Origin of the sequence: Bifidobacterium catulorum (assembly GCF_003129925.1) — a bacterium.
Lineage (GTDB): Bacteria > Actinomycetota > Actinomycetes > Actinomycetales > Bifidobacteriaceae > Galliscardovia > Galliscardovia catulorum.
This window is the reverse complement of record NZ_QFFN01000048.1, coordinates 1-13,462: the sequence shown is the minus strand read 5'-3', so window position 1 is coordinate 13,462 and position 13,462 is coordinate 1. Positions and strand designations below refer to the sequence as shown.

The 13,462-nt window shown below is 64.4% G+C and carries 8 protein-coding genes, 1 pseudogene and 1 riboswitch; all 9 genes and pseudogenes read right to left on the bottom strand.

The genetic code is table 11. The annotated features are described in order from the left end of the window. The coding region (locus DF200_RS09965) for a riboflavin synthase (RefSeq protein ID WP_109138123.1) at nt 1-552 on the bottom strand (552 nt) is incomplete at its 3' end. Beyond that, nucleotides 533-1,663, bottom strand: a complete 1,131-nt coding sequence (gene ribD, locus DF200_RS09960) for a bifunctional diaminohydroxyphosphoribosylaminopyrimidine deaminase/5-amino-6-(5-phosphoribosylamino)uracil reductase RibD (protein WP_109138121.1) — start codon at nt 1,661-1,663, stop codon at nt 533-535. The genes DF200_RS09965 and ribD, both read right to left, overlap by 20 nt. Before the next feature lie 195 nt (nt 1,664-1,858). Further along, nucleotides 1,859-2,021, bottom strand: a riboswitch (FMN riboswitch). A 371-nt stretch (nt 2,022-2,392) separates the two neighbouring features. Next, entirely contained in the window at nt 2,393-3,049 is a 657-nt protein-coding gene (locus tag DF200_RS09955; RefSeq protein ID WP_109138120.1) for an RloB family protein, read from the bottom strand. Then, a complete protein-coding gene (locus tag DF200_RS09950; protein WP_109138119.1) occupies nt 3,046-4,359 on the bottom strand; it encodes an AAA family ATPase in 1,314 nt (437 codons plus the stop codon). The genes DF200_RS09955 and DF200_RS09950 overlap by 4 nt, the downstream gene beginning before the upstream one ends. A gap of 395 nt (nt 4,360-4,754) precedes the next feature. Next, complete coding sequence (locus tag DF200_RS09940; protein ID WP_241520225.1) at nt 4,755-5,129, bottom strand: ADP-ribosylglycohydrolase family protein; 375 nt, start codon at nt 5,127-5,129, stop codon at nt 4,755-4,757. Nucleotides 5,130-5,492: 363 nt separating this feature from the next. Next, on the bottom strand, nt 5,493-6,698 hold the full coding sequence (locus DF200_RS09935; protein ID WP_109138116.1) for a hypothetical protein: 1,206 nt from the start codon (nt 6,696-6,698) through the stop codon (nt 5,493-5,495). Between the two features lie 265 nt (nt 6,699-6,963). Continuing rightward, a complete protein-coding gene (locus tag DF200_RS09930; RefSeq protein WP_158275845.1) occupies nt 6,964-10,017 on the bottom strand; it encodes a CAP domain-containing protein in 3,054 nt (1,017 codons plus the stop codon). Nucleotides 10,018-10,560: 543 nt separating this feature from the next. Further along, a pseudogene (locus tag DF200_RS09925) lies at nt 10,561-12,042 on the bottom strand (DEAD/DEAH box helicase); the annotation flags it as partial. A gap of 280 nt (nt 12,043-12,322) precedes the next feature. Then, nucleotides 12,323-13,246 (bottom strand): LAPAL motif-containing putative phage structural protein, encoded by a 924-nt coding sequence (locus DF200_RS09920; protein ID WP_109138114.1) that lies wholly within the window; start codon nt 13,244-13,246, stop codon nt 12,323-12,325. Nucleotides 13,247-13,462: the final 216 nt, after the last annotated feature.

Sequence of the window (13,462 nt, the reverse complement as noted above, 5' to 3'; positions counted from 1 at the left end):
GTCGGTCTCAAGGTTCACCACGTCTCCCACCCTGCGTTCGGGCAGCACGGTGTTCGCGGCCGTGTGGGGGATGATCGAGACGCCGAACGTGCGGTCGTCGACGTGCGTGACCGTCAGGCTGATGCCTTCGACGGCGATGGACCCTTTTTCGGCGACGAGCCGCAGCAGGTCGTGCGGCGCCCGGATCGTGTATACGGTGGCGATGCCGTCGGGTCGTATCGATTCGATGACGCCGGTGCCGTCGATGTGCCCGGAGACGATGTGCCCGTCGAACCGGCCGTCGGCGGGCATGGCCCGTTCCACGTCCACATGGCTTCCGCGGCGCAGCCCGCCGAGGCTGGAACGTCGCAGCGTCTCGTGCATGACGTCGGCGGTGAACGACGTGCCGGACAGCGACGTGACGGTGAGGCATACGCCGTTGACGGCGATGCTGTCGCCTATCCGCGTACGCTCGTCGACCACGACGGCGGACGACACGGTCAGTCTGGCGAAGTCCGCGCCCTGGACGATGCCTTCGACGGTGCCGAGATCCTCAACTATTCCGGTGAACATAATCCACTCCCCCTTCGATCAGCAGATCGTCGCCGAGCGACGTGACCGTCGTATTCGTCAATCGGAAGCAGGCGTCGGGCGTCGCCACGCCCACGCCGCCGACAGGCGCCGGGGCGTCGGCGCCGCCGAAGATCTTCGGCGCGACGTACGCATCGACCTTCGTGACCACGCGGGCGCGCAGCGCCGCCCACGCGATGCCGGCGCCGCCTTCGATCATCACGCTGTCGACGCCGCGGGCGCCCAGCGCCGACGTCAATGCGGCGATATCCACGTGGCCTTCGTCGTCGGCGTCGATGGTGAGCACCTCGCAGCCGGCGTCCGTATAGGGTTTCGCCGCGTCGTCGCTCCATGGCACGCAGGTGGCGATGATGGTCGGCACATCGTGGGCGGTGCGGACGACGGCAGCGCCGAGCGGCGTGCGCAGACGGCTGTCGCAGACGATGCGGATGGGATCGTGCCCGCCGTCCTCGCGGTCGTCCAGCCGGCAGGTGAGCCGCGGGTCGTCGGCGATCACGGTGCCGACGCCGACCAGGATGGACGCGAACCGTCCCCGGTCCTCGTGTACGCGACGACGCGCCTGTTCCCCGGTGATCCATCGGGAGGCGCCGGTCCGTGTGGCGATCCTGCCGTCCAGCGTCATGGCGTATTTGAGCAGTACGAACGGGTTGTGCGAGACGATGTAGTGCATGAAGATCTCGTTGAGCGCATCGCATTCGTCGCGCAGCACGCCTTCGACCACCTCGATGCCGGCGTCGCGCAGCTGACGGACGCCCTTGCCGGAGACCAGCGGGTTCGGGTCGGCCGATCCGATGACGACGCGGCCGATGCCGGCGTCGATGAGCGTCTGCGAGCACGGCGGCTGCTTGCCCTGATGGCAGCATGGCTCCAACGTGACGTAGATGGTGGCGCCGCGCACGTCGACGCCGTCGCGTTTCGCCGCCTCCAATGCGGCGCGTTCGGCGTGCCATCCGCCGAAATGGTCGTGATGGCCGGTTGCGATGATGCGGCCGTCGCGCACGATCACCGCGCCGACCATGGGGTTGGGATTGACCTTTCCCGCGCCCTGTTTCGCGTGGTCCAATGCCACGGACATGTATTCCCTATCGTCCACGACTCCCCTTTCCGATGCGATAGAGCATGTCCAGGGTTCACGTGACGACGTCGCTTCGGCTTTGCCTGCCGTGCGAAACGTCATCGGTGACAAAAAAGCCCTGAATTCGTCGGAATCGGAATTCAGGGTATGCCACGATGACGTCCATTTCGCCGGGCCATGCGGTATGCCGCGATATGGCCGGCGTCGACGTCGTCGCATTCTTCTTCCATCCAGACTATGACTGTCGGTACCGGAATCACACCGGTTCACGAGCGCTTTCGCTCCCACACCGCTTCGCCGCCTGACTTGCAGACTGCCGTCGATGCTCGCGGACTGTACCGCCGATCGGGAATTTCACCCTGCCCTGAAGATGCGTGTTCAATTATGCTGGTTTCAATTATCTCGTTGGTGTTGATTGAAGCGTGCGGCGGCGACAAGAGCGGTCCATGACGGCCCGGGATTCCGAATCATGGACATCCACAGTCATCGAAGAATTCGATAATGGCTTCAATATCGTTGCGATTCCAACGAAAACCCACGTCCGTCAACATAGCCGGGAATCCAGGGGACGGCAGGCAGGAACCCGATAGGCTGGCGGCAACCATACAACACCGACACTAACTAACGGTTGACGATAGTGACGCGAGAAAGTTGTATTGCCGGAAGAGTCAGGGACAAGCCGCTCAACGTTTCCGACAGGGCTGCGGTCTAATTGATTCGTTCCACTAGAGCGACTGTCACCAGAGGCTATGCCCTGTCAGTTGGTCGAATAATGGAATTCACCACATCGACCATATCGGTCCATGGTGCGTATTTCACCTCGTGATTCGGAGCTAGCTGACGGCGGGCCAAAAGACGGGTATCCGTATTATGTCGTTTCGCGTTCTCGATGGCGTCCCGCAGATGTCCGTCGATATATGAAAAATCGATGTATTTGTTACGCTGCCCGGTAACGACTTTCAACTCTGCCGCATAGTCCTCCACATAGGATGTGGTGTCATACGAGTCAGGGCAAGGGCGTACATGATCGATCAGCCATACTTCGAAGCAGGGGTTGGAAATGACAAGCTGAATGCTGTTCTGCCTGCAGATACGCTGAGCGTCACCGTGATCATGAAAATCATCAACGTCGACGACCACGAAAATCGCGGAGTACCGGTCCGGTCTATCATTTTCACGGTCGTCGACTTGCTTGAGGGCAACTGCGTATTGTGCAAGCTGCGAAGGCGAACGCTTCTTGGACTGGACATCAATCGTCACATTGTTCCGCAATGCAAGACGTTCGAAGTACAGTCTTTCGGTGACTTCGCCGCCACATACCACAAGATAGCGTTTGGTGCGGCGACGATGCCTCCTGCGCGCGTTGCGGCCATGGGCCGGAAACACAGTTTTCTTCCGGCTCATGATTCGTCAGTCTCCTCCATGATTCGGGTGAATGCCGTGTGGAAGCTTGGTCTTGGAACGCCGCCGTAGATACCGTTGAGGTAATTCCTACCGATGTTTTCCTCCTTACGGACCTTCAAGTCGGTCACGGGATACAGCTCCGAATCGCCTTCGGACGTTTTCTCGACCAACCACACCTGATCAGGGTCGATAAGCCGTTCCGCCGCTCCGGACGTGGTGATTAGCGATACATCATGAGTGGTGAAGATAATCTGCGAGCCATGGGGATTAGTCGCCGGATCGGTGAACAGTCTGATGAATTCCCTCACCAGAGCGGGGTGCAGACTAGTGTCTATCTCGTCGACCAGCGTCACAGTCGGACGCGCCAGTTGTCTCAAAGCCAATGAAAAGAACGACAGCGCTGCCAACGTACCTCGGGACTCATTCTGCACGCCGAATTGCACAGTCTCCTCACCGTTATGCACGAAACGTAGCTCGTAGGCGGACGAGTCGTTGAATAGCCGATCCAGTTTTTCGGAATCGGCACCGAGCTGGCTTTTCAGTTGTTCCTTGAATGAATCCAGCATAACGGGGTCGGCATTCACAGGAACGCTACGAATCGAATCGATACCGAAGTCGGCATATCGAATCAGTTGTTGCAGATGCGCCGAAAAACCGGAACTTCGATTGAACTCGTCGATGATGAGCGGCTGCTCACCCTGGAATCCTAAGGCGTCGCAATATGTGATCGACGACGAGAAAAATTCGTAAGCGGCTTGGGTGCATTTGATGCCGGCGGCAGCGGATGCCGAAAGCACGAGCGAATTCGGCCTAAGCTCGACGGTTTTCCGCACTTGTGCCTTGGGACCGCGGAAGGAACCGCCGAAACTGACCTCGCCACCGTCTCGGGAAAATAGTTTTGTCGCATGCGTGGAAAGCCTGTCACCTAGAGTCTTGAACAACGACAACTCCTCATGCAGGATAAGGCTATCGTTGCAGCGAAACCAATACCGGTAGCGCTGCGAGTCGTCAGCCAGAAAATCCGCGTAGAACATGGACTCGATTCCATGGGCGTTGTTTCGTAGCAGGAACGGCTCCCTGTCAATGAATGTTGTAACATCGCCCCGGCTGTAGCTGGTCCGCACCAACGTCGCCATGGTCCATAATGCTTTGAGGAAGTTTGACTTGCCGGACGCATTCGGACCATATATCGCAGTGACCGTCGATCTTTCGCCGAACCTCCCTTCCGAAAATCTGGAGTCCCTCGCCATCGAGAATGACTGCTCGCTTTTGAAGCTTCTATAGTTGGAAAAACTGAAGTCAATGAGCATTGATACATCCCTTCGCCATGTTATATCCACTATAATAGTATCAACAAAATGCAAATAATGCATGTTTTTGCAAAAACGATACCTTTGACGACAGAAATATCGAGTGAAGATAGTTCCTTCAATAAGGATTCCTCAAGCCCGTCCTTCGTGGCGAATGCGATTACGACTTGGAGAGCGACACGGAACAGGGATAGGGCCGATAGGACGTTCCGTACCAGAGCCCCCTGGTGCGAAACGAGGCGAATGAGGGAAACACGCATTCCGTACCACGCAATCATGCGGATTTCGACGGATGCCCCAAAACACAGTCCGCTACGGAATGAGGGGAACGACCCTTTGCGCATTCCATGGCGGGGTTGTGCAACGCGGAGCACAATGCCAAACGGGCAGATGCTCTATATATGCCGGAGCGCCGTGCGGACGGTGTTGCCGCAGTCGAAGACCATGCCGTCGACCGCATACTTCCCATGCCTTAGCCATGACCGGAATCCGGAGCGCATGTCTTCCGCATTCAGCTTCCAGCCGTTTGCGGCCAGGGAGTCCACCGATGCCAGCATCAGGCTCGTATCGTCCGACCATGTTCCCGCCGGCTGCCCATGGACGCCGCCGGAATCCATGCCGGTGCAGGTGAAGCCGTCCCTGTCCTGGAATTCGTGGGGTACTCCGAGCGCGTCGCCCACGGCCTGCCCGTAGACCATCGAAACCAGTTGGGGAGAAATCCGAGGATTGCGGCATTGCAGGGTCCTTTCCTGCGGGGATGTCATCCCCATGGTTCATCCCCACGTGCGTGGGGAAGGTGAATGCGTCCAGACGGTCCGCGACGGTCTCGGGTTCATCCCCACGTGCGTGGGGAATGTTGGACCTCGAAGCAGTCGTAGGGACGGCCCTCGGGATGATCCCCACTCATGTGGGGAAAAGGGGATTGCGCCCCAGCGGACTTTCAACACACAGGGATGATCCCCACGTATGTGGGGAAGGGCTGCGTTATGGCGGTGTGTCTGTTATAGCGTCGTGGAACAAACCAACCCGAAAAGTCAAGCGCCCGGCCAGATTAACACCCGAACCGCTGTTCACACTCCGACACGCAAGACCGAGAACACCCCACCACGGATTTAAGACCCACGTTTCGACCCTTAACCCTCAAAAGAACTGTTCCCACCCGGAAACAGTGCCCAGTCGTCTCCTCCTTTGTTGGATGATGATCCGCTGTTGGAGTGTGAGCCGCTGGAGGGTTTGGAGCCTCCGCCTGTGGAGGGGCGTGAGGAGCCGCCGGACGAATGAGAGGAGCCTCCGGATGAATGAGAGGAGCCTCCGGACGAATGCGACGACCCGCCGGACGAGTGCGAGCCGGAGCCGTTGGACGTGGAGCCGCCGGAATACGAGCCGCCGCTGTAGCCGCCCGAGTAGGAGGAGCCTCCCCCGGTGTACGAGTATCCGCCCGAATAGCCGCCGTTCGACGAGGAGCCGCCCGAATACGAGTATGAACGGGAGCCCGACGACCCCGAGCCGGCGCCGGAGCCGGATGAGGATGCGTTGGAGCCGTTGCCGGCGGACTGGGCGGCCCTTCTGGCGGCCTCGGCCTTCCTCCTGTCCGCTGTCGTCTTCTTCTTGACGCTGTCGTTGACCGTCTTCATGGCCTTGTCCAACGCGGACGACTGCCTGGCGTACGCGTCCGCCGTCCCGGTGGTCTTCGCGGCCTGGCCGATGGCCTTCTGCAAGGATTGGCGCGTACGGTTGTCGGCGACCTTGCCGTTCGAGTTCTTCAGCAGGGTCCGGGCCGCCGCAAGCCTCTTCTGCAAAGTGGCTTTGGCGTCCTGGGTCTTCTTCTCGGAGGCGCTGTCCTCGACGGCCTTCACGGCCTTGCCCAGCCGGTTCGCGAGATCATCGGCCTCGTCGGCGTCGTGCTCGTAGGCGTCGGTCGCACTGTTGGCCGCCCACGGGGCGTGGGGGTCGCCCGCCTGCGGCACTCCCTTGGCCTTCACCGCCTTGGCCGTGAGGGATTTGAGCGTGTCGAGCGTGTTCGCGTCCTTCACGTCCGTGGCCTTCGTGGCGTCGACGGTCCTGTCGGCCGCGGCGATGGCGTCGGCGAGTTTCCGGTCGGCCCGGCGTGCCGTCGCCTCGGCCTGCGTGAGCCTGGTGCCGGCCTGGCTGGAGGTGACGCCGTAGGCCGCTCCCCCGCCCGCGAGCAGGACGAGCAGCGCCGTCGCCGACGCGATCAGGACACGACGCCTCGGACCACGCTTCGGATCCCTGACGCCCTTGGCGCCGTCATTACCGTCGTTGCTGCTGCCGCTGCCGGGAAGGGGAACCAGAGTCGGCGGAGGAGGTGTGATGGGCATGAGTGGATTCCTTTCTGATGTGTTGGGATGGGACGCCCTCCTCTTGGGTGGGGCGAGGTGCTTTGGGGACAACTCCCCTCAGTCAGGCTGCGCCTGACAGCTCCCCTCAAGCTTGAGGGGAGCCAATTGGACGGACGTCTTGGCAAACGGCTCCCCTCCATCCGTGGGGAGCCGATCGGAGCGCGGTTCGCGTCTTGGCAAAGGGCTCCCCTCCGGACGGAGGGGAGCTGGCCGCCGCAGGCGGACTGAGGGGAGGCGCGGGGAATCAGTTCCAGCCGGAGGCGTGTTTGGCTTGGCGGCGGCGCATGAGGACGCATCCGGCGCCGGCCAGTGTCATGATGGCGGTCAGGCCGAGCAGGGTCTCGGATGCGGTGCCGGTGTGGGCGAGGCCGGTGTCGGTCGTGGCCGTGGATTCGTCGCCGGTGGTGTTCCCGGTGTCGTCGCCGGCGAGGAGTCGTTTGGCGGCGGTGACGGCGTTGCGGTCGGCCGTGTCGCTGGCGTGTTTGGCGGCTTCGGCCTGTCGTTCGGCCTTGTCGGCGGCCTGCTTCCTGGCCTGCTGCGCCTTTTTGGCGGCGTCGGCCTTGGCCTTGGCTTCCGCTTCGGCGTGTTTGGCGGCGGCGAGTTCCCTGTCGGATGCGGTCTTGTCCGCTTTCGCCTTGTCGTACGCGGCCTTCGCCTTGGCATAGGCTTCGTCGGCCTGTTCCTTGGCCTTGGTCGCGGCCTTCAACGCGGCCTCGGCCTTGGCCTGCCTCTCCTGCGCCTTGGCGAGCTGGTCCTTGGCGGTGGAGTAGTCCGCGATGACGGCTTCGGCCTTCGTCTTGTCGCCGTTGGCCGTGTCGAGCGCGGTCTGCGCGGCCCGGGCCTTCGCCCCCGCGTCCGCGATGGCCTTGTCGAACCGGGCGATGGTCCTGTCGAGTTCCGTGATCCTCGCGTCGCTCGTGGCCTTGTCCTTCAATGCGGCGTCGCGTTCGGCCTCGGCCTTGGCCTTGGCGGCCTGCGCCTTCTGGAGGTCCTTGCCGGCCTGTGTTCTGGCGGCCTCGGCTGCCGTGATGCGGGCTTCCGCGTCCTTCCCGGCCTTGGCGGCCTGTTCGGCCCGGGTCTTGGCCGTGTCGATGGCCCGCTGCGCCTGCGCCACGGCGGTGTTCGCCTTGTCGAGCGCCGACTGCGCGGCCTCGGCCGTGGCCTTGGCTGCGTCGTAGTCGGACTGGGCCGTCCGGGTGGCCTGGCGTGCGGTGTCGTATGCCTGGGTCTTGGCCGCCTGTTCGGCCTTGGCCTGTTTGAGCGCCTGGGCCTTGTCGCCCTGTGCGGCAAGGGCCGCGTCGTACGCCTTCTGCGCCGCCTCCAGCTCGTCCTTGCGCGTCTGCGCGTCACGGGCGGCCTGTTCGGCCTTCGTCCGGGCCTGTTCGGCCGCCTGCTGGGCCTTGGCGAGGGCGTCGGCCGCGCTCTTCGCGTCCCTGGCCGCCTGGTCGGCCTTCGTCTGCGCCGTCCGGTATGTGGCGCCCGCGTTCTCCAGTCCGCTCTTGTATGCCTGGAGGCCGTTGAGGTAGGTGTCCACGTCCACGCCCTTGATGCCCGCGGGCTTGCCGTACGGGTCCGTGCCGTACACCGAGGTGGCGAAGTTCTGGGTGTACCAGTCGTCGTTGGCGGCGCCGAACCCGGTGACGTTGCTCAGCGAGTCCACGATGTTCGTGTAGTGGCCGTATCCGCCCACCGGCTTGCCGTCCTTGTCCAGACCGTCGAGCCTGCCGTCCGCGGCGTCGTTCTTGTAAGACTGCTTCTCATAGTCGTACCAGCCGATGAACGGGTCGCCGTGGCCGTCGGCGACGTTCTGGCTGCTGCCGGAGTAGACGCCATGCCAGCCGGTCTCGCCCCACGAGTCCGGGGTCATGTAGTTGTCGTGGCCCATCTCGTTCTGCGTCCACTGCTTGTCGGACTGGATCTCGGCCATGGCGGTGAGCAGGTAGCCGACCTTGAGGGGCGGCACGCCCTCCTTGGCGCGAAGCTGGTTGCATTCCCGGATGAACGCGACGGCCTTGATCGCGTTGTCGAGGCTGGTCGCGCTGCTCCCGTCGCCGACCTTGAGGAGCTTGGCCTGCTCCGGGTCCTTCATCACGTCCTCGAAATAGCGCACCGCGTCCTTCGCGTCGCCGTCGCCCGAGGCGGCGAGCTGTTCGAACCAGCCGAGCGTGCCCCGGGACAGCTGCTTCTGCGCCTGGTCGGCCGCGGTCTTCTTCGCGGCCGCGTCCTTCGCCGCCGCATCCGCCGCCGCCTGCTTCGCCGTCGCGTCCCTCGCCGCGGAATCCTTCGCGCTCTTCGCCTGTTCGGCGGCCTGCTCGGCCTTCGTCTGCGCCTGCTCGGCCCGGGTCTGCGCCTGCTTGGCGGCCTCAAGCTTCGCGGCCAGTGCGGCGAGGTCGCCGTCCGCCGCCTCCAGGTCCTTGACCTTCTGGTCGGCGGCGTCCTTCTCCGCCTTCGCCGCGGCCTCCGCCTTCGTCTTCCCGTCGAGCGTGGCCTGCTTGGCGGCCGCGTCGGCGTCGGCCTTCGTCTTCGCGTCCGTGGCCGTCTTCACGTCCTGTTCGGCCCTGGCCTTGTCCGATTCGGCCTTCGCCTGGTCGCCGGCCGCGCTCTTCGCGTCCTGCTCGGCCTTCGCCCTGTCGGACTCGGCCTTCGCCCTGTCCGTGTCGGCCTTCGCCTGCGCGGCCTTGGCGGCGTCGGCCTTCTTCTGTTCCGCGTCCGCGGCCTGCTGCGCCTTGGCGGCGGCCTGCTGGGCCTGGTCGGATTTCGCCTGCTGGCCGGCGCGTTCGTCCGCGACCGGCTTGCGCTGCGACTCGGCCTGCGTCTGCGCCTGACGGGCGGAGGCGAGGTCCTTCGACGCCTGTTCGGCGCGGGCGGCGGCCTGCTGGGCCTGCTCGGTGGCCTGCGCGATCTTCGACGGCGCATCCTGCACCTTCCGCTGGGCGGCGCCGGTGTCCTTGACGGCGTTGTCGTACGTGGTCTTCGCATTCGTATACGCGTTGTTCGCGTTCGCGCGGTCCGTGTCGGCCTTCTTCAGGCTCTGCGACGCCGTGCCCAGGTTCCGGGCCGCCGCGTCGGCCTTGGCCTGCGCCTCGGTCACGCCCGTGGGCGCCGCCTTCGCCACGGACGCCGCCTTCACGGCCTCACGCGTGCTCTCCTGCGCACGCGCCACGGCCTGACCCGCATCCGCATTCGCCTCGGCGGTGGTATCCGCGGCGAGCGCCGACGTCGCCGGACCTGCCAGCGACGCTACCGCCGTCACCGTAGCGACCGCGATCTTCGCGCCCGTATTCGTATTCGTCGTCATACCGACTCTCCCTTCCGCCCCCATAGGAGCCCATTCCGCACGGTTTCACCGCACTACTGGTATTCACTACCCCCCCCCCAGCGACTTTTCCCCGTCGAGGGGAAACGCCGTGAAGCGGGGGCAACAGTGGTAACAGGACAAACAATGTCAACTGGATGCAACGGAAGGAAAACGAGCGACGAAACGACTACCCCTCAGACCCGCTCCGCGGGCCAGCTCCCCTCACAAGGGGAGCCACAGCAGAAGAGGACCGGACACAACGGAAGGAAAACGAACGACGAGAACGGCCAATGTTCCATGACGGAAAACCGACACCGAAACAACTACCCCTCAGACCCGCTCCGCGGGCCAGCTCCCCTCACAAGGGGAGCCACAACAGACAAATCGACCACCTCTCAGACCCGCATCGCGGGCCAGCTCCCCTGACAAGGGGAGCCACAACGGAAGGGGCCGAACGTACGGCGCGACGTGCTAGTGTCTGGTGCCCATGCGGAAGGGGGCGGCCTTCTTGCGGTGGCGGCGGAACCCTCCGGATGCGCCGCCACGGGCGCCGGCACCGGCACCGTTCCTGCCGCGTCGGCGTTCCTCGCCGTTGCGGGCCACGGCACCACGCTTGCCGCCGCCACGGTTGTCGGCGCCGCGCTTATCCGCACCTCGCTTATCCGCACCGTCACGCACGGCACCTGCGCCGCCACGGGCCTCACCGCCGCGTACACGGCCACGCCCCGCCCGGGAACGCCGCCCGGTTCCCGCAGGCTTCTGCGGCTGCGGCTTGGGCAGCTCCCATCCGGTCACGAGCGGCGCATGTTCGCCGACCAGCTCCCGGACCTCGGGCGAGGTGGGCGTGACCTCCACGGACCTGATGCGCAGCCCGGCGCGACGCATCATCTGCCGCACCTCCTTCTCCTGGCCGGGCAGCACGAGCGTGACCACGTCGCCGGAATGGCCGGCGCGCGCGGTTCGGCCGGAACGGTGGAGGAACGACTTGGGGTCGGCGGGCGGCTCCACCTGCACCACCAGCTCCACGCCGCTGATGTCCACGCCGCGCGCGGCCACATCCGTGGCGACGAGCACGCGCACCTTGCCGTCGCTGAACGCGGCAAGATGACGGTCGCGCTGGTTCTGCGAAAGATTGCCCTGCAGATCCACCGCCGGAATGCCGGCCTTCACCAGTTTGGCCGCCATCTTCTTGGCCTGGTACTTGGTGCGGGTGAACAGGATGCGTTTGCCCATGCCGGAGGCAAGCTGCCGTACCAGCTCATGCTTGTTGCCCTGCGTGACGACGAACACGTGATGCGTCATCTCGTCCACATGCGATTCCGCGGAGTCCACGGCATGCACGCGCGCGTCCCTGAGGAAGCGCTTGACCAGACCGTCGACGCCATGGTCGAGCGTGGCGGAGAACAGCATGTGCTGGCTGTGGGGGTCGATCTGCCCGAGCAGGCGCGTCACGGCGGGCAGGAACCCCATGTCGGCCATCTCGTCGGCCTCGTCGAGCACGGCGATGCGCACCGACTCCAACGACAGCAGCCCCTGACGCAGCAGGTCCTCAAGCCGTCCCGGGCAGGCGACCACGATGTCGGCGCCGTCGCGCAGAGCCGAAACCTGCCGTCCCTGCTTCACACCGCCGTAGACGGTCACGGTCTTCAGCCCATAGGCGTCGGCGAGCGGACGGATGACCTCGTCGATCTGGTTGACGAGTTCGCGGGTGGGCGCGAGCACAAGCCCGTGCGGATGCGGCAGACGCATCGCCGCATCATCCTCGCCGCGACGCCTCATACGCCGGAAGTCGCGCATGGCGGCCGCGCCGGAACGCTCCCCGCCGAGACGCGCCACCAGCGGGATGGCGAACGCGAGCGTCTTGCCGGAACCGGTGCGTCCGCGGCCGAGCAGGTCGCGTCCGGCGAGCGAATCGGCCAACGTGTCGGCCTGGATGGGGAACGCCGTGGCCTTGCCATCGGCGGCGAGCACGCGCACCAGCGGCTCCGGCACACCCAGTTCGGCGAAGGATACGCCGGAATCCATGCCGGCGTCATGCGCCCCCTCCCCGGGGACGTCGGCCTGGGTGGTCACATCGTCGACGACATCGTCATCGGCGTGAATATCGTGAATATCATCGGAATCAATACGAATATCAGTATGCTTCGGCACAACAGCCTTTCAATAAGAAACATCATGGCCGCGAATCCACCGGCCCTCGAAAAACAAACGCACACCAGCGTACCGGACCGTATGGAGAATGCCGCGCCCGCAGCCGGACGCACGGACCGGGGCACAAACCGGGTGAGCGGGCCGAACAAGCAGACTAGACGAGCAGGTCGTCGATGGACGGCTGGAACAGCACGGCGTGGGGCTTGCTGACCTTGAGGATCATGCGTTCGCCCAACGTGAGCGTGCCTCCGATCGACGTGCGTTCGGTACGCACCACCGCGTTGAGGGTGTCGCCGTTCTTGAACGACATTTCGCCGCGGTTCCATTGGGCCAGGAACTTCGCGTCGGCGATGCGCGCATAGAACTTCTCGCCGCCGTCCTTGAACCGCCATTTGTCGGAACTGAACTGGATGGTGTCGATCTGCAGCTGCCTCGTCTCGATAAGCGGCTTATGCACCTCGACCAGATCCTCCACGTCGCGCAACGCGCGCGCGATGCCGGACGGCACGTCCAGCGACTCGCCGGAATCGGGCGCGCAGATCGTGACCGTATCCACGTCGATGCCGGCGAACGAGCCGAACGCGCGTCCGAGGCTCTTCGCCAGACGGATGGACTTCGACGCCGCATACGCCTCACGGTCCACGACGATGGCGCCGCCATCGGAGAACATGACCTCCATGCCGTCGTCGGTCATGCGCACGCGTTCGGCCGAATTCGGCATCGGATCGCCGGTGGCGAGGATGCGGGCCTTGAAGATGCCGACCGTCTCGATGAACCCGACGGCCACGGCAAGCACGTCAGCGGCGTCCGCCGCGGCGGCGTCATCATCGTCGATGCGGGCGATGCCGACCGGCTCGCCCACGAACCGCATCGTCGCACAGAATACGCCGCGCCTCGTACGCATGGACTCGACGACCGTGTCGAGATTCATCAGCGGCAGCGCGATGTCGCGGTATTCAGCCACCGCGTCGGAGAACCCGCCGAGCGACGACGACAGCGCCCTGATGCCCAGGGAACGTGACCTCGCCGCATTGCCGGCGTATCGCAGTTCCACCGTTGTGCTCGTATGCTGTGCCATCGTGCGCTCCTTGCCCTACGTCATTGAACCCACCATAACGCACAACCGCACGTCATCCGGGTAGCGGAAGGTATGCGCTGTGTCGCGGCTGCTCCCCTCAGTCAGCGTCGCCGCCCGCTCCCCCCACGGCGGGGCGCCGCCTGGGGGGAAGGTCCCGCCGACAGATCCACTCGCGGAGGGGAGCCGACTGGACGGGACGTCTCGGCAAAAGGCTCC